The sequence below is a fragment of the Agromyces sp. GQ35 genome (genome assembly GCF_059758475.1).
Genome location: NZ_JCAXEO010000001.1, coordinates 1459766 through 1476414, shown reverse-complemented (window position 1 = coordinate 1476414; position 16649 = coordinate 1459766). Strand labels below are relative to the sequence as shown.

The 16649-nt window shown below is 67.1% G+C and carries 16 protein-coding genes; 7 read left to right on the top strand and 9 right to left on the bottom strand.

Going from position 1 to position 16649, the window contains the following annotated elements; genetic code table 11:
* Window positions 1-16: 16 nt before the first annotated feature.
* Window positions 17-2287 (top strand): alpha-L-fucosidase, encoded by a 2271-nt coding sequence (locus AC6CH0_RS06955; protein ID WP_498099094.1) that lies wholly within the window; start codon window positions 17-19, stop codon window positions 2285-2287.
* A gap of 120 nt (window positions 2288-2407) precedes the next feature.
* Here the strand turns inward: AC6CH0_RS06955 and AC6CH0_RS06950 are convergent, their stop codons facing one another.
* Window positions 2408-2617, bottom strand: coding sequence for a three-helix bundle dimerization domain-containing protein (locus AC6CH0_RS06950; RefSeq protein ID WP_498099092.1), 210 nt, complete (start codon window positions 2615-2617; stop codon window positions 2408-2410).
* A gap of 205 nt (window positions 2618-2822) precedes the next feature.
* Between AC6CH0_RS06950 and AC6CH0_RS06945 the strand changes: the two genes are divergently transcribed.
* Window positions 2823-3236, top strand: coding sequence for an ACT domain-containing protein (locus AC6CH0_RS06945; RefSeq protein ID WP_498099090.1), 414 nt, complete (start codon window positions 2823-2825; stop codon window positions 3234-3236).
* Window positions 3237-3298: 62 nt separating this feature from the next.
* Here the strand turns inward: AC6CH0_RS06945 and AC6CH0_RS06940 are convergent, their stop codons facing one another.
* Entirely contained in the window at window positions 3299-4204 is a 906-nt protein-coding gene (locus AC6CH0_RS06940) for an EamA family transporter (RefSeq protein ID WP_498099088.1), read from the bottom strand.
* A 188-nt stretch (window positions 4205-4392) separates the two neighbouring features.
* Here AC6CH0_RS06940 and AC6CH0_RS06935 point away from each other — a divergent pair, with 188 nt between their 5' ends.
* Window positions 4393-5361 (top strand): AraC-like ligand-binding domain-containing protein, encoded by a 969-nt coding sequence (locus tag AC6CH0_RS06935; RefSeq protein WP_498099086.1) that lies wholly within the window; start codon window positions 4393-4395, stop codon window positions 5359-5361.
* 34 nt (window positions 5362-5395) lie between these two features.
* On the opposite strand, the gene AC6CH0_RS06930 is transcribed toward AC6CH0_RS06935, so the two are convergent.
* Window positions 5396-6211 carry a MoaF C-terminal domain-containing protein gene (locus AC6CH0_RS06930; RefSeq protein ID WP_498099084.1) on the bottom strand — a complete coding sequence of 272 codons (816 nt, stop codon included), beginning with the start codon at window positions 6209-6211 and terminating at the stop codon, window positions 5396-5398.
* A 31-nt stretch (window positions 6212-6242) separates the two neighbouring features.
* Window positions 6243-7760: a GMC family oxidoreductase gene (locus AC6CH0_RS06925; protein WP_498099082.1), complete on the bottom strand. Its 1518-nt coding sequence runs from the start codon at window positions 7758-7760 to the stop codon at window positions 6243-6245.
* 167 nt (window positions 7761-7927) lie between these two features.
* Between AC6CH0_RS06925 and AC6CH0_RS06920 the strand changes: the two genes are divergently transcribed.
* Both AC6CH0_RS06920 and AC6CH0_RS06915 read left to right on the top strand, forming a co-directional pair.
* On the top strand, window positions 7928-9043 hold the full coding sequence (locus AC6CH0_RS06920) for a zinc-dependent alcohol dehydrogenase (protein ID WP_498099080.1): 1116 nt from the start codon (window positions 7928-7930) through the stop codon (window positions 9041-9043).
* A 36-nt stretch (window positions 9044-9079) separates the two neighbouring features.
* On the top strand, window positions 9080-9469 hold the full coding sequence (locus AC6CH0_RS06915) for a nuclear transport factor 2 family protein (RefSeq protein WP_498099078.1): 390 nt from the start codon (window positions 9080-9082) through the stop codon (window positions 9467-9469).
* Between the two features lie 42 nt (window positions 9470-9511).
* Here the strand turns inward: AC6CH0_RS06915 and AC6CH0_RS06910 are convergent, their stop codons facing one another.
* Genes AC6CH0_RS06910 through AC6CH0_RS06890 form a run of 5 tightly spaced genes read right to left on the bottom strand, consistent with a single transcriptional unit; the run spans window position 9512 to window position 14180 of the window.
* Entirely contained in the window at window positions 9512-10231 is a 720-nt protein-coding gene (locus AC6CH0_RS06910) for an ABC transporter ATP-binding protein (RefSeq protein ID WP_498099076.1), read from the bottom strand.
* Window positions 10228-10947 (bottom strand): ABC transporter ATP-binding protein, encoded by a 720-nt coding sequence (locus AC6CH0_RS06905; protein ID WP_498099074.1) that lies wholly within the window; start codon window positions 10945-10947, stop codon window positions 10228-10230. Before AC6CH0_RS06905 ends, AC6CH0_RS06910 begins: the two co-directional genes overlap by 4 nt.
* Window positions 10944-11984 (bottom strand): branched-chain amino acid ABC transporter permease, encoded by a 1041-nt coding sequence (locus AC6CH0_RS06900; RefSeq protein ID WP_498099072.1) that lies wholly within the window; start codon window positions 11982-11984, stop codon window positions 10944-10946. Before AC6CH0_RS06900 ends, AC6CH0_RS06905 begins: the two co-directional genes overlap by 4 nt.
* Complete coding sequence (locus tag AC6CH0_RS06895; RefSeq protein ID WP_498099070.1) at window positions 11981-12844, bottom strand: branched-chain amino acid ABC transporter permease; 864 nt, start codon at window positions 12842-12844, stop codon at window positions 11981-11983. Before AC6CH0_RS06895 ends, AC6CH0_RS06900 begins: the two co-directional genes overlap by 4 nt.
* 28 nt (window positions 12845-12872) lie before the next feature.
* Window positions 12873-14180, bottom strand: coding sequence for an ABC transporter substrate-binding protein (locus AC6CH0_RS06890; protein ID WP_498099068.1), 1308 nt, complete (start codon window positions 14178-14180; stop codon window positions 12873-12875).
* Between the two features lie 279 nt (window positions 14181-14459).
* Between AC6CH0_RS06890 and AC6CH0_RS06885 the strand changes: the two genes are divergently transcribed.
* Window positions 14460-15869, top strand: a complete 1410-nt coding sequence (locus AC6CH0_RS06885; protein ID WP_498099066.1) for an aldehyde dehydrogenase family protein — start codon at window positions 14460-14462, stop codon at window positions 15867-15869.
* Between the two features lie 3 nt (window positions 15870-15872).
* Window positions 15873-16607 carry an SDR family NAD(P)-dependent oxidoreductase gene (locus tag AC6CH0_RS06880; protein WP_498099064.1) on the top strand — a complete coding sequence of 245 codons (735 nt, stop codon included), beginning with the start codon at window positions 15873-15875 and terminating at the stop codon, window positions 16605-16607.
* The last annotated feature ends 42 nt before the right edge of the window (window positions 16608-16649 follow it).

Here is a 16649-nt window from a genome sequence, read left to right as displayed (position 1 = left end):
AGTGAGGTTCTACAACATGACTGCAACCGGACTCACACGCCGCCAATTCACCGGCTACGGCGCGATCGCGGGAGCCGCTGTGCTGCCGGCGATCCTGCCGGCACAGGCGAGCGCTGCACTCGGCAGGAGCGTGCCCTCTGCGTTCGTCGCCCAGAGCGACCCCAGCGAGAGCACGACCGATCGAATGCAGGGGCTCCTCGGCAACTTCGTCGACATGCGGTTCGGCATGTTCCTGCACTACAGCCTGGGCACCTACTCGAACGAGGAGTGGGCGCTGCCGAACCAGTCGCCGACCCTGTTCGCCCCCACATCGGTTGACTGTGCGCAATGGGCTGCGGCAGCCAAGGCAGCGAAGATGGAGTACGCCGTGCTGACGACGAAGCACCACGACGGGTTCTCACTCTGGCCGACGGCCTTCGGCACGCAGAACGTCGCGCACAGCGGGTACCGGCAAGACGTCGTGCGCAACTACGTCGATGCGTTCCGTGCCGAGGGGTTGCGCATCGGGTTCTACTTTTCGATCTGGGATCGAACGGCTCCCATCCAGGCCTACGGCGGCCACGTCTCGGACACCACGAAGCACATCGAGCCCGAGAACCTCGACCTCATCCTCGGCCAGCTCACCGAGCTGCTGACCGACTACGGCCCGATCGACCTGCTCATGACCGATGGCTACACGTGGCAGATGGGCATGCAATCGGTCAGCTACCGGCGTGTCCAGGAGTTGGTCAAGGAGCTCCAGCCCGACTGCCTACTCACCGATATCTGCGCAGTCACGCAGCCGTGGCTCGGCGACGCGATCTTCTGGGAGGAGCCGCTCGGGATCACCGTGCCCGAGGGCAACATCTATGGAGGGATGCAGGGTCAGACGATCAGCAACGGCTGGTTCTGGCATCCTTCGGTGCCGACCGAGGCGCTGATGTCGGTCAACGACATCCTGGAGCACCTGAATGAGCTGGAGCCGCGCTACACCTCGTTCCTGCTCAACTGCCCGCCGAATCGCAACGGGCGCCTCGATACGAACGTGGTGCAACGCTTGACGGAGGTCGGCGCCGCCTGGCCCGGCCCCGACGCGGCACGACCACCCCTGCCCGCGCAACCGGTGAAGGTCGAGTGGCCCGTGGTGCCGATCGCGGCGTACGCCACCGCGTATCGCGTCGGTGAGGGTCCATTTCATGCCATCGACGGACGCGGCGACAAGGACTTCGAGACCTGCTGGTCGACGTGGCCGGGCACTGGAGCACTCGCACTCCCTGCGACCCTCATCGTCGACCTGGGTGGCACCTGGTCCGAGGTGAGCACGTTGCAGTACCTGCCCAAGCAATGGCGGCGCTCGGGAACCACCGACGGGGACATCACCCACGCGCGCGTGTACGTGTCGACGGACGGAATCGAGTATGAACACGTCGCCACGGGGGTGTGGGGCCAGAATCCGTCGCCGAAGACGGTCGAATGGGCGCCTCGGGATGTCGCCTACGTCAAGTTCGAGGTGCTCGCCGGGTCGGGCAATTACTCCAACGTCAACGGCATCAAGGTCGGTGGACGCAATGCCCGCCCGCAGCGCAAGGATCACCCGTTGACCGACCAGCAGATCCGCGTCACCAACCCCGCCACGGGTGCGGCGCTCACGGCTGCCGCGGGGGCCGCCTCGGCGCGCGCGGCGGACGAGAGCGCAAGCCAGGTCTGGGTCGTGCGGGAGGCCGAAGACCACTACTGGTATCTCGAGAGCCTCGACAGCTCGATGGTGCTGACCCTCACCGGAACCAACCGAAACTCCGGGGCTGCTGTGACGCTTGCGCCCCGAGAGCGGACGTTCCGTCAGCAGTGGGCGATCTCGGCCCTGGAGAACGGTACCTACCTGTTGACCAACCGATTCAACATGTTGACCCTGGGCCCGACTTCCGGTGACGTCGCATCGGGAGTACCGGTGACCCTGCGCCCCTCCTCGACGAGCGACACGACGCTCGCGTGGACGGTGTCGGAGGCCATGGATCCGACGTTCACAGATGTGTCATTCACCGCGACCACCCGCTGCGTCGCCTCGAAGGTGACCTTGGTGGTTCGCGTTCAGAACGGGTCGGTGCTGCCGGTCAACGTGAGCGTGTCGACCGACTTCGGAGACAAGACCTTCACCCTCCTCCCCGGCAAGACAGCACTCCATGCGTTCTCTACGCGTCAGGCCACGATCGGCGCGGGCACCGCCAGCGCCGATCTCAGTGCGCAGGTCGATGGGAGCCATGTCACCGCCAGGCTCGAGGCAGCGTACGCGGCGGCAACGTGCGGGTGAGCTGACCGCGTAACGGTTGCCGAGTTCGAGGGCCTCGCTTCGTTCCGCTCGCCACAGGGTTGGCGCAGAGCGAGGCCCTCCCGATCCCGAGGTGGGGGGAAAGAGAGCATGGCGAGGATGTCACGCCGCTGCGAGCTTCTTGACCCGCTTCTTCGCGCTCTTCTCGACGAGTACCGGCACGAAGTCCCGAATGGGCAGCCCCTCGAACGCTTCATGCTCGGCGGCAACGATCCGCGCGATCTCGGGGCGGTCGACGGTCGGGTACTTCACCGCGAGCCGGTCGATCACCTCGTCGACGCTGCGCTGCTCGCCCTTCTCACGTTCTTCCATGGTGCGAGTCTCCGAAATTCCCGAGGCCGCGTCAACACGATTCGACGGATCGTCACGCGTGGTTCACGCTCGCCGCCTTGGGGCCGGCACTCGAGCACGTCAGTCTCGGCGGGTGCGTCATGCGAGTTGAGGCAGGTCGTGCCGCCTGCCACAATCATTGTGCGATCACCGTGGCTGCACCGACTGTCAGCCTTCCGCAGCTCCGATGGGCCACCTCGTGAATCCCTCCTCCGCTCCCACCGTTCGCCTCTCCCGTATCGAGGAAGAACTCGTCATCGCGAGACTCGATCCGGGCGAGCCGATCCCGCCATCGTTGTTCAGTGCCGACGCCTCGGTCACCTCGGTCACCCGCACCGGTTCGGAGCTGTCGATCGTCTGCCCGCGCACCATGGCCCCCGACGGAGCCGAAATCGACGGGCCGTGGGCCGCCTGGTACATCGTCGGCCCGATTCCGTTCGGGCTAACCGGTGTCGTTCAGTCGGTCGTGTCTCCGCTCTCATCACGAGGAATACCCGTGTTCGTGGTGTCGACGTTCGACAGCGACCTCATCATGGCGCCGCTCGATCACGCCGATGCAGCGGCATCCGCTCTGCGCGACGCAGGCCACGAGGTCGCCTGACGAGCACTGCCGGATGCCGGTGCGCCGGGCTGAGACCGAGCTGCCGGTTGCACAACGCGGCCTTACACCCCGCCCAGCGCGAGCCCGAGCACGGCCGATGCCGCGATCGCGAGCCCGACGCCACCGAACTGCACCCCTGAGATGCGCTCTTTGAGAACGAGGCGAGCGAGCACCAGCGTGGCGAGCGGATACAGGGCGATGAGCACCGAAACGACGGCGAGGCTTCCCGACCGCAGGGCGGCGAGCACGAGAGCCGCCGAGAGCCCCATCAAGGCGCCGGCCACGATGCCGGCGATGACGGCCCATCGACGACCGTGAGCCCCCGCGGCCGTCACCTCGGAGCCCAGTGCATCGAGGAAACATCGCACCGGCGCAGAGGCGAACGACAACGCGATGGTCACGAGCAACAGCACGAGCCCGACGCTGATCTGAATCAGGGCGGCGATGAGTCCGGAGTCGGCCGGTGCCCGGTCGAGCGCGATGACCGAGCTGCCGAGACTGACGCCCGAGACCACCGCGAGCACCCCGGTCGGCAGGGCGATGCGTCCGCTGCTGCCGCGTGGTTGGGATGCGATCAGCACGGCAGCAACCAGGGCGAGCACCACGCCCGCCCATGCTGCCGGTGGGAGCACTTCGCCCAGCAGAACAGCGGCGGCGATCGGCACTGCGGCGCTGAGCACGGCGATCAGGGGAGATGCGAGGCTCATCGGTCCACGGGACATCGCAGCATAGAATGTGGTGAAACCGACAACCGCGCACGCGCCCGCGATCGCACCCCAGACGAACACCTCGTTCGACCACCGGCCCCCCGTCATCAGAACGGCCGCGGCGAGCACCACAGTCGCCGCCAGGTAGCTGACGGTCGTGGTCGGGATGACCCGCAAGCGGGAGGCCGCGACCGCCCCAAGGAAGTCGGAGACGCCGTATGAGAGCGACGCGATGAGCGCTGCCACGATACTGGCGATCATTCCGGCCACCTCACGATGCCCCGCCGCCCGATTCGCCGGTGCAGCCTCGATGCTCCTGGCACCGCGCCCTCATCCGGGTCAGGTATTTGAAATGATATACAATTTGCGCGCTTCGCCAGCGTATACTTGGCCTTCACCGAGTCGACTCCCCCGCGGCCCGAAGTTTCGCTATTACAAGGTGGTAATACGTGGACGTTCACCCTCCCATCGAGCCCGCCGGTCGCGTGCACACCTCGGTGTCGCACAGCTTCCGGGAATACCGGCACGCGGTCGTCAGCTCCTTCGTGCCGCTCGATGTCACGCGCGTGAGCGCCGATCCGTTCTGGGGGCGCCTGCGCAGTATCGACTTCGATGATGCGCACGTGCACGAGGTGACCGCGTCGCAGCACATGGTCGAGCGCACCGAGACGCTCGTCGCCGCCAACGACCCGCGCTTCTACAAGGCGAGCCTGCAGCTCTCCGGCACCGGCCTGCTCATCCAAGACGGTCGCGAGGCCCTGCTGCAGCCCGGAGACCTGGCGATCTACGACACCGCCCGGCCGTACTCGATGCTGTTCGAGCACGACATGCGCATGCTCGTGCTCATGTTCCCGCGTGAGCAGCTGGGGCTGCCACCCGACATGATGCAACAACTGACGGCGCATCGGTTCTCGAGTGCGATCGGGCTCGGCGCGATGATCATTCCGTTCCTGCAGAACGTCTCGCAGAGCCTCGACCGAGTGGGCGGGGTCACCGGACCTCGACTGGTGCGCACCGCCATCGACCTCATCACCACGATGTTCGCGAACGAACTCGACCTCGAGGTCAACCCGCGCGACAGCCACCAACTGCTCATGCAGCAGGTTCGGCGCTACATCGAGGCCAATCTCGGCTCGACCGAACTCAGCCCGTCGCAGATCGCCGCCGTTCACTTCATCTCGACACGGCATCTGCATGGTCTCTTCCGTCAGAAGGGCACGACCGTCTCGACGTGGATCCGAGAACGGCGGCTCGAGAATTGTCGACGCGATCTCATCGACCCCCTCAACGCCCACCTCTCGGTCGGCGCGATCGCCGCACGGTGGGGATTCGTCGAGGCGGCGCACTTCTCGCGTGTGTTCAAAGCGGCCTACGGCGCCTCGCCGAGCGAACTGCGGGCGCGCAGCGTGGGCCGCTGAGCGCCCGCGGTTCGACGTTCGCGGGAGAACCGGGTCAGACCGGCTCTTGGTGTTCCGCGTAGTCCGACCTGCCGAACGGAATGATCAGCGCACCGCCGGGCGAGTTGGCGATCCTTCCGTCGCTCTCGAGGCCGATGAACTTGCCGGTCGAGCGACCACCGGCGTAGTCGAAGACGAAGACGGTGCCGACCGGGATCTTCTCTTCGCGCCAGGTGAAGAGGTAGAGCTCGTCGTCGAGCTTGTAGGTCGTGGCCAGCTCTGCGGCGGCGTGCCCTCGCTGTTCGCCGACGAGGTTGTGCCACACGAACCGCCGCGAGCTGAGATAGATGTGCTCGTAGAGGTGATTCGGGCTGTAGCGGAAGAGGGTGCGCTTTCCGATCAGGTCGCGAGTCGGAGCCGGCGTCACAGCCGAACCGGGTGCACCCTCGATCGTGCCGCCGTGGAAGCTCTGCATGACGCGTGTCTCGACCTCGGCACGCTCGTCATGGATGCGCGAGTGAACGATCAGCGCCCAGCCCCGCTCCGGGTGGAGGGCCACCGTGAGGCTCTCGACGCGATGCGCGCCGAGCGTGAAATCGACCCAGTAGGCTCCATCGCCGACCGGCACCTCCTCGTACACATCCGCGCCCGATCCCGACCAGGCGAATCCTGTGGCTTCCCAGGCCACCGTGCCGTCGTCTCCGAAGGCGAGTGCCAGCTCACCGTCAGCCGTGCTGATGACGAGGGCGCGCCCCGCGAGGTCCGTGCTCCGGGCAACCCGGTTGGCATCGATGCCGACCGAGAAGTCGTCCATGTTCAGCCATTCGGTGGATTCCTCGCGGAGCACCGTCTCAGTGTCGTGTTCGGACATCATCGTCTCTCAACTCTCTTTCTCGAATCGGTCAGTGCAGCAGGAACCCGGCGGCCTTCTCGCCGATCATGATGGTCGGTGCGTTCGTGTTGCCGGTCGTGATACGCGGCATGATCGAGGCATCCGCGACCATCAGGCCCTCGACACCGTGCACCCGCAGCGTGGGATCGACCACCGCGAGATCATCGACGCCCATCTTGCAGGTGCCGACTTGGTGGTGGTACGTGATGACGGTGCGACGGATGTAGTCCGTCAGGGCCTCGTCGTCGTCGACATCAGGCCCGGGATACAGTTCGCGTGCACCCCAGCCGTCGGCGAGCGCCGATGCGGCGCCGATCTCTCGACACTGTCGCACGCTCGCCGCGAGGGCCCGGAGGTCTTCGTCCTCGGCGAGCGCGGCGACGTCGATGAGCAACGCCGCATGCGGGTCGTCCCCCGCCAAGGTGAGACTGCCACGACTCTTCGGGCTCACGATGCCGGCCATGAGGGAGAAGCCCGACGCTGGCCCGGTCATCCATGGCTCGTACATCGGAACGCTGAAGTTGATCGGCTGGGTGTCGGGCACCTCGAGCTCTGGCCGGCTCCGCCAGAAGGAGTGGGTCTGCGTGATGCCGGTGCCGAACGGAGGCGGGTCGATGGGCCGCGTATCCGTTGCGAAGATCACCGGCGAGAGGAAGTGGTCGTGCAGGTTCTGCCCCACGCCCGGGAGATCGACGACCACGTCGAATCCGAGGTCGTGGAGTGCTCCGCCTGGCCCGATGCCACTGCGCATCAGTATTCGGGGAGAAGCGAGTGCGCCGGCCGCGAGCACGACCTGGTCGGCCTCGACTTGCTCGATCCGGCCGTCCCGTTCGACCTCGACACCGGTGACGCGCGTGCCGTCGAGGAGCAGCCGGTGCACCCAGGCCCCGGTCAGCACGGTGAACAGCGGCGAATCCCGTACCGGCTGCGCGTAGGCCCGCCACGTGCTGAGCCGCTTGCCATCCCTGATGTTCAGCTGCATCTTCGAGATGCCGTCCATGTGCTCGCCGTTGTAGTCGCGGTTCTGCTGGATCCCGATCTCCGCCGAGGCATCGATGATCGACTGCTGGATGGGATGGAGCGCGTAGTCGACGGTGACGTCGAGAAGACCATCGGTGCCGCGAAGCTCCGACGGCGGACCGTCGTAGCTCTCGATCGCCTTGAAGACCGGAAGCACGTCGTTCCAGCCCCAGCCCGGGTTGCCGAGGGACTCCCAGTGGTCGTAGTCCTGAGGTGCGCAACGAACGTAGATCATCGCGTTGAGGGAGTGCGAGCCCCCGAGCACCTTGCCGCGGGGCAGGTGGAGTCGCCGGTCGGCCGCGTGGGCCTGGGGCACGGTGAAGTGGTCCCAGTCGTCCGCGCTGTGCCAGAGCTCGCCCAGTCGGGCAGGATCGTGGATCGCAGGGTTCTCATCAGGACCTCCTGCCTCGAGGAGCAGCACGCGCTTGCCGGCATCCACGAGACGGCGGCAGATGACCGCACCGCTGGAGCCGCCGCCCACCACGATGACATCGGGTCGTTCATTCATGGCCTGAGCGTGTCACGGCACCCGCGGGCGCCACCATGGCGAACGGGTCTCCGTTCACTCTGAGTCAAGGGGCGTTCGGCCCGCGACAAGTGCGCGGAGACCGCTTCTGGGGATGCTGGGTTGAGCATCCCGGTACGCGACCGTGATCCACGTCGAAGGAGTACTCCATGGTGACCGCCGAGTCGACCACCTCCCGGCAAGTCGTCTTCCCCGAGCGGGGCGTGATCGAACTCACTTCGATCGAAGTAGCGCCGCCGGCATCCGATGAATTGCTCATGCGAGTGCGTCGGGTCGGCATCTGCGCCACCGACCTGCACCTCCTCGACGGGCACATCGGAGACCCGTTCCCGCTGGTGCCCGGCCACGAGTTCGTCGGTGAGGTGGCGGCGATCGGCGACGAGGCCGCGCGCCGGCGCGAGCTCGCTGTCGGCGACCGGATCGCCGTCGAGATGCAGCTGCCGTGCGGTGCGTGCCCGCGCTGCGCCGAGGGTCGGTACAACATCTGCGATCGTGATGATCCGGCCGATGGGCTGCCGGTCGGGCGGGAGTACGGCGTCAACATCCCGCGCACGGCGGCACCCGGCCTCTGGGGTGGCTACGCAGACGTCCTGCACGTGCCGGCGGAAGCCATCGTGCATCGGCTCCCGGCGCACATTCCGTGGGACACCGCTGCGCTCGTCGAGCCGCTCGCCGTGTCGTTCCGGGCAGTGCAGCGCGGCCGCGTCGCTGCAGGAGACTCGGTCGTCGTCATCGGCCCGGGCCCGGTCGGCCTGCTGATCTCGGCGGCCGCGAAGGTCGCCGGTGCCGCTCGCGTCGTCATGGTCGGTACCCGACCGAACCGGCTCGACCTCGCTCGTCGCTTCGGCACGGATGCCACCGTCAACTCCCGTGAGGTCGAGAACGTCCGCGATGCCGTCGCCGAAGCACTCGGCGGGCTCGCGGATGTCGTCATCGAGATCGCCGGCGTGACTGATGCGCAGTCGCTCGCCGTGACGCTGGTGCGTCGTGGCGGCCGGGTCGTGCTGGCCGGCGCCTGCGGATGGGGTGCGGATGTCACGTTCGGTTCCGACCGAGACCTGCTCACTCGCGAGATCGATGTGCTGCCCTCGTTCCTCTCCGCCGGCGGCTACGAGCCGTCGATCGCCGCGCTCGCCGACTCGGCATTTCCCTTCGCAGACCTCGTCACCCACCGGTTCTCCCTCGAACAGGTCGGTGACGCGTACGACGTCGTGCGCAACAAGCGCGATGACGTCATCAAGGCTGTGCTGGTCCTCGCCGACTGACACGCCGCATCCCGCCCATCACAAGGAGTCGTCACCATGAAGAGCCCCCGCGAGGTCATCGAATCGCACTACGCCGCCGGAGAGCGAGGCGATCTGCCAGGCATGATGGCGGATTTCGCGTCGGACATCGTTTGGACCGAAGCGGCCGGCTTCCCTGTCGCAGGCACCTACGTCGGCCCCGATTCGGTGCGCGATCACGTGTTCATCGCCCTTGCGCAGGAGTGGGACGGCTGGGCGGTGGCGATCGACGAACTCGCGGTCGACGGTGAGACCGTGGTCGGGCTCGGCACCTACACCGGCACGAACAAGGCGACGGGCAAGTCGGTCAGCGCTCGTGTCGCGCACATCTGGCGCGTGCGAGAAGGCAAAGCCGTCAAGTTCGAACAGATCACGGACACGGCCGAAGTTCTCGAAGCCATGCCCTGAGCACCGACTCCAGGCCATGTCCTGAACGGCAGCCGGTGCGGCTCAAGCGAGGCGGTACGCCTGCTCGAGCCGCTCCGGCGCCTCTCGCAGCTCTGCAGCCGGGGCGTGGATGACCACCTGGCCTTGCGCCATGGCATACGCATCGGTCGCGAGATCGAGCGCGACCTGGGTGAACTGCTCGATCAGGATCACACCGACGCCGGCGGCCGCGATGCGACGCAGCGCCGGCACGAGTCGGCGCACGATGATCGGGGCGAGTCCGAGTGACATCTCATCGACGATCAGGTACCGGGGCTGCGCGACGAGCGCTTGGCCGATCGCCAGCATCTGCTGCTGGCCGCCCGACAGCGACCCTGCCAATCGACCGCGCAACGGGACGAGCTCCTCGAAGAGGGCTTCGACGCGCTCCACTGCAGGCTGGCGTTCGGCGCGCGGTACGAGCAGTGAGGCCACGCGCAGGTTGTCGGCGACCGTCATGTCCTTGAGCACGCGATGCCCCTCGGGCACGGTTGCGATCCCTGCCGCGCGAATGGCCGTCGGGCTCTTGCCGACCATGTCGGCACCGTCGAGCCGCACCGATCCGCGAGAGACCTTGATGGTGCCGGCGATGGCCAGGACGAGCGATGACTTGCCTGCGCCGTTCGGGCCGAGGAGCGCCGTGATGGCGCCCTCCTCCGCCACGAGATCGACCCCGTGCACGACTTCGCGTCCGCCGCGTTCGATCGCGACCCCTTCGATGACCAGTCGCCCATCGCCGCTCATGCCTGCTCCTCGAGTTCAACGGTGCCGAGATACGCTCGGCGAACCTCGGCTGAGGCGAGCACCTCAGCCGTCGTGCCGACCGCGATCACGCGACCGAAGTCGAGCACGGCCGTGGTGCGGCAGACGGTGGAGACGAGATCCATGTCGTGGTCGACGAGAATGACGAGGGCCCCGAATTCCGCAGGGATCCGGCGAATCAGGGCGGTCAACCGCTCCGTCTCACCGGCATCCAATCCAGCTGCAGGCTCATCGAGCAGAATGAGTCGCGGATCCCCGCAGACGGCCTTCGCGATCTCGACCAGCCGCCGCTCGAGCATCGAGAGGCCTGCGCCGAATCGGTCGACGCCATCGAGCCCGACGAACTCGATGGCACGATCGACCGCGAAGCGGCCGCCGCCCGTGTGCTCGGAAGAGAGGCGGATGTTGTCCCACGCGCTCAGGGTATGAACGACCTGCTCCTGCTGGAACGTTCGCCGCAACCCCCAGCGCGCCCGCTTCGCCGGATTCATCGCCAGCAGATTACTTCCTGCCATGGTGAGAGATCCGGATGCCGGTATCGCAAACCCCGACAGCGCATTGAAGAACGTGGTCTTCCCGGCACCGTTCGGGCCGATCAGGCCGCAGACGTCGCTTTCGAAGCCTAGGGAGACATCGTCGAGCGGCTTCACTCCGCCGTATTGCACGGTCAAGCCTTCGACGAGCAGTCCGCCGCTCATCGCGACCTCCCTCGAGTGAGTCGTTTGCGAATTCGTTCGGCGAGCGCCTTCAACTGCCCGGCGATCCCTTGGGGAGCTGTGGTGATCGCCTGGATCATGCCGAGCCCGAGGATCACGAAGATGAGGTTGCCGTCGACGCCCCAGGCATCCAGCAGGGGTGGAAGTCCTTGGGAGAGGAAGCCGGCGATGGCCGCGCCGAGCAGCGAGAACGCTCCGCCGATGAGCACGGTCGCGAAGAGCAGGATGGACTGCGATGCCTTGAACGAGATCGGGTCCAGGAGTCCGGCGTTCGCGGCTAGCAGCCCGCCCGCGACTCCGGTGGTGGCGGAGACGACGGCGAGGGCCCAGAGGCGATACCGCACGGTGCCGATGCCGGCGGCGAGAGCACCGGCTTCGCTCTGCCGGATCGCCGCCCAGGCTCTGCCCGGACGATTCGACAGGTGCAGCGCGATGATGAGGAACATGATCGCCGAGACCACGAGCACGTAGCGGAAGTAGTCGGCATCCGTGGTTCCCAGCGCCGGGCGCGGCAGCGGTTGCTGCAGCACGCCGCCCTGGGCCCGGCCCAGGAAGCCCTCGCCGCCGTTCGGGAACCCGGTCACGTTGAAGACGACCTCGAAGGCGCCGGCCAGCATGAGCGTCACGATCGCGAGATTGAGGCCCGAGAGGCGCAGTGCCGGCAGACCGACCAGTACCCCGATGAGTCCGGTGCCGATCGCAGCGACGACGAGCACCATCTCGAAGGGCATCTCGGTCGCGTGGCCGACGCGAAGCGTGATCCACCCGCCGACCCCGATCAGCGACACCTGCCCGAGCGAGACGAGGCCGAGCCGGCCGTACAGCAGGGCGATGCCCGCCGCCGCGATGGCGAAGATCATCGAGACCGTCACGATGCGCGTCCAGTACGCGCCGAGCACGACCGGTCCGGCAGCGAACATGGCGATGAGCACGACCGCGAGCACCACATTCCGCACGGTGAAGAGCTTCTCGGCTCTCCAGCCCGCGATGCGGCTCGACCGCTGCGGCACGGCGGTCATCGTGCCACCTCGATGGTGACGACCTTGCGACGCTGGAGATAGAGGATCACGATGGTGGCCACGACGAACGGCGTGGCATTGCTGAAGGGCGACGTCGCCGGAAAGGCCGAGGCAACGGCTTGGACGACGCCGATCACCAGCCCGCCGATCAGGGTGCCGACGAGGGATCGGAAGCGGCCGACGACGACCGCCGCGAGCACCGGGATGACGATGAACGTCAGGAAGACCGGTTCGAGTCGCGTCTGGCTCGAGAGCAGCAGGCCCGAGATGCCGGCGAGGGCGCCCGAGACCGCCCATGCCAGCAGTTCGACCCGCCGCACCCGGATGCCGAGCATCGAGGCGAGCTCGCGATCTGAAGCCAGTGCGCGCATCGCCGTTCCGGTGGGGCTGCGCTGGAGATAGATCGACGTCGCGATCACGATCGCCAGCGCCAGCGCCAGACAGATGAGCTGCGTCACCGTGATCCGAGTTCCAAGATTGAAGCCGATCGTGTCGGTGGGCAGGCGCAGGGTTCGAGCCTTGTCGTCCCAGGCGAAGAGCATGACGCCGAGCAGGATGAGAGCGAGGCCGAGAGTGGCCGTCGCTTTGGTGAGCGTGTTCACGGTGGCGAGGAATGGTCCGGCGAGGAAGCCGAACAGGAGTGAGAGAGCCGTCGCTGCCAGGATCCCGATCGCATAGGCGAGCACGGGCTGCATCCGGAGCTCGACGAGTTGCCAGGCGAGCATCGCGGAGACCGCACCGAGCGCGCCGTACCCGAAGTTGAGCACCCCGGTCGTGCGGTACAGCACGAGCATGCCGACGCCGCTCAGCGCGAACAGCGAGCCGAGCACGAGACCGGCGACGATGAAGGGAAGAATCACGGGAGCAACGACTCTCTCACTCGGCCGGTCAGCCGACCAGGCTCTGGGACTGTTCGTTCTCGAGGATCGACGCGAGCGCCGGGTCTCCCGAGTCGATGCAGTCGGTCAGCTTCGTGAACACGCCGTCCTTGATCTCGGCGGTGCGGGTCGAGTGATTCGCGTTGTGCTCGTCAGCTTCGCCGTAGTACCACGGGCGGCAGAGCAGATCCGACTCGGAGTTCGTGATGCCGAGCACTGCCTGCGACACGGTCTCTCGCGTGATGTTCTCGGGGTCGAGCTCCAGCAGCGCATTCGTGAACATCTTGGCGGCGAGGAAGCCGGCCTGGCTGAACGTGTCGCGGGGCGCGTCACTGGCCGCGTAGGCATCCATGACGGACTTCCAGAGCTCGTTGTCCTCCCCCTCCGCGTCGACGAGTTGCAGCTCCGAGTTCGCGACGAAGCCCTCCCAGTACGCGCCGATCTGCGTGCCGAACTGGGCGTCGTAGCACGACGCGGTGCAGGTCCAGGTGATGTCGCCGCGGGCATCCTGCTGTTCGACGGCGGCGAGGATCGCTGCGGTGATGGGGCCCGGATCCACGATGATCACCGACGTGGCGCCGGAGTCCTTGATCTTCTGGATCAAGGGAAGCCAGTTCGTCTCGGTGGGATCACTGAGCTCGGTACCGACGATGTTGATGCCGTTGGCTTCCGCGTATTCGAGGATGCCCGCGGCGACCCAGTCGCCGTTGCCCTGCGTGTTCAGACCGACCTGGAAGACCGCGTCGGCCTTGCCCTCCTGTTCGAGCCACTGCAGCAGCTGGATCGCGCTCTGACGCGGCCCGGCGTTGACCGGCGCGATGTTGCTGGAGCTGAAGCAGGCCTGCGGCACGCCCACGCCCGTGATCGAGTAGAGGTCGGCTTTGGCGTACTCGGCGTTGGCGACGTCGCAGCCGATGAAGGTCGCATCTCCGACGAGCCCCACGACGCTGGTGTCGGCCGCGTAACCGGCGGCGAGTTGAGCCGTCTTCGTCGGATCGAGCGCGTCATCCTGGTAGGAGTACTCGACCGGGCGCCCGTTGATGCCACCGTTCTCGTTGACGCAATCGAAGTACGCTGCGGCGGCCTTCGGCGACGAGGAGAAGTCGACACCGCCGCTGGCGGTCGCGATGGCGCCGACGGCGATGGGATCGCCCGTCGCCGTCTCACCCGTCGCCATGCCGCACTGCAGGTCGTCTTTGTCGGTGGTGCCGCCGGCATTGCCGCCGCCGCCATCATCTGCGACGCACGCGCTCAGCGACAGGGCGAGCAGTAGTCCGGTGGCGAGCGCGAGGGCGCTCTTGGCTGTGATTGCACTCATGTCGTGGTACTCCTTCGTACGGGCAAACGTGACGAGAACGCTCGGGGCGAGGATCGCCCAGGTGTGGTGCCGTCCTCAGGATCGATCAGCGACGCCGAAAGGGTGTTGTTCCGAGGCGAAGAGGCCTTGCCCGAGCGCGCACAGCAGTCGGCATGCGGCGCGCCGGATCCTCGGCCTGCGCTGAGGGACACACGGCGTGCACGCACGGTCAACCGCATTCCGCCGACTCCTCGTGATGCTGGAAGGGCTGCATCACCTGTGCTCATCTAGGAGGAAGTCATGTCGGAATACGTCGAGCTGCTGGCCCGCATCGCGGCGCCCGCTGGCGAAGGCCGCGAGGTCGCCGATCCGGCCACCGGCGCGGTCGTCGGCCGCGTTCGCGAGCAGACGGTCGAGGATCTCGAAGCGGCCATCGCCGACGCGAAGGCGGCGCAACCCGCATGGGCCGCACTCGGCCATGCGAAGCGCATCGAGCTGATCAATGCCGCCGCCGACCGCATCGACGCCCAATCCGAGGCGCTCGCGGAACTGCTCTCGCGCGAACAGGGCAAGCCGCTCAACGGTCCCAACGCGCGCTTCGAGGTCGGCGCATGCTCCGCATGGCTCAGGGCCGCCGCGGCAACCGTGCTGGACAGCGAGACCGTCGTCGACGACGGCACCACCAAGGCGGAACTGACGTACAAGGCCATCGGAGTCGTCGGCGCGATCGGCCCGTGGAACTGGCCGCTGATGATCGGCATCTGGCAGATCGCCCCGTCCCTGCGCATGGGGAACACCGTGGTCGTCAAGCCGTCGTCGTTCACCTCCCTCAGCGTGCTCGCGATGGTGTCGATCCTCAACGAGGTGCTGCCGCCCGGTGTGCTCACGGCGATCTCGGGCAACCGCGACGTCGGAGCCCGACTCGCAGCCCACCCGCACATCGCGAAGGTCATGTTCACGGGCTCCACCGCTGCCGGCCGCGAGATCATCAAGAGCTCGGCGAACAATCTGGCCCGGCTCACGCTCGAGCTCGGCGGCAACGATGCCGGCATCGTGCTGCCGGGCACCGACCCGGTCGAGATCGCCGAGAACCTGTTCTGGGGCGCGTTCATCAACACCGGCCAGACGTGTGCGGCGCTCAAGCGCCTCTACGTGCACGACTCCATCTACGAGGAGGTCATCGCCGCCCTCAAGGACGTGACCGCACGGATGCCCATGGGCAACGGTCTCGACGAGTCGAACGTGCTCGGGCCGGTGCAGAACAAGAAGCAGTTCGACATCGTGTCGGGCCTGGTCGAGGACGCCAAGCAGCGTGGCGGCCGGGTGATCACGGGTGGCGCTGCCGCGACCGAGCTCGGGGATCTGTTCTACCCCGTCACGATCGTCGCCGACCTCAACGACGGCGACCCCCTCGTCGACGAAGAGCAGTTCGGCCCCGCCCTCCCGGTCATCCGGTACTTCGATGTCGAGGATGCCATCGCGAGTGCAAATGGGCTCGACACCGGCCTCGGCGCATCCGTCTGGTCCGCCGACCCGGCGCTGGCGCGCGAGGTGGCCGCTCGTCTCGAGGCCGGAACGGTGTGGATCAACCAGCACGGCACCCTGCACCCGATGGCGCCGTTCGGCGGAGTGAAGAGTTCGGGCTACGGGCTCGAGTTCGGCGTCGAGGGCCTGAAGTCCGTTGCGGTGCCGCAGATCATCAACGGCTGAGAGATGAGCGACACCTTTCGGGCCGGACTGTTCGCCGGCCGGGTCGCCGTGGTGACCGGAGGCACCTCGGGACTGGGCGCTGCGACCGCGCGCGTGCTCGCACGGCTGGGCGCCGAGGTGCACGCCGTGGGTCTCGGCGCAGACCCCGAGCTGTTCGACGATCCGCTGATTCGCGTCCGTGAACTCGACGTCACCGACGACAGCTCGCTCACGGCGCTGTTCGCGAACCTCGATCGTGTCGACATCCTCGTGCCCGCGGCCGGCATCAGCCTGGGCGAGCGAGAGCTCGAATGGGATGCCTTCCAGCGCGTCATCTCGATTCAGCTGCTCGCCGTCTACCGAACCATCCAGCTCGCACATCCGCTGCTCGCCCGCAGCGGGGGAAGCGTCGTCACCATCGCCTCGATGTACGCGTACTTCGGCGGCGGCACGATCGCCGCCTACTCGGCGGCGAAGGGCGGCGTCGTGCAGCTGACCAAGTCACTCGCCGAGGTCTACGCGGTCGACGGCGTGAGAGTGAATTCCATCGCTCCCGGCTGGATCGACACTCCGCTCCTGACTCCGCTCAAGGAGGATGCGGTGATCGGTGATCGGCTGCTCTCCCGCACCCCACTCGGGCGCTTCGGCGACCCTGAGGAGGTGGGCGCGGTCGTCGCGTTCCTGGCCTCCGACGCGGCATCCTTCATCACCGGCGCGGTGCTGCCGGTCGATGGCGGCTACCTCGTCACGGGCATCTGAGCACGCGGCGGCATCGGTTCAGTCTCGGTTCTCGCTCGGGCG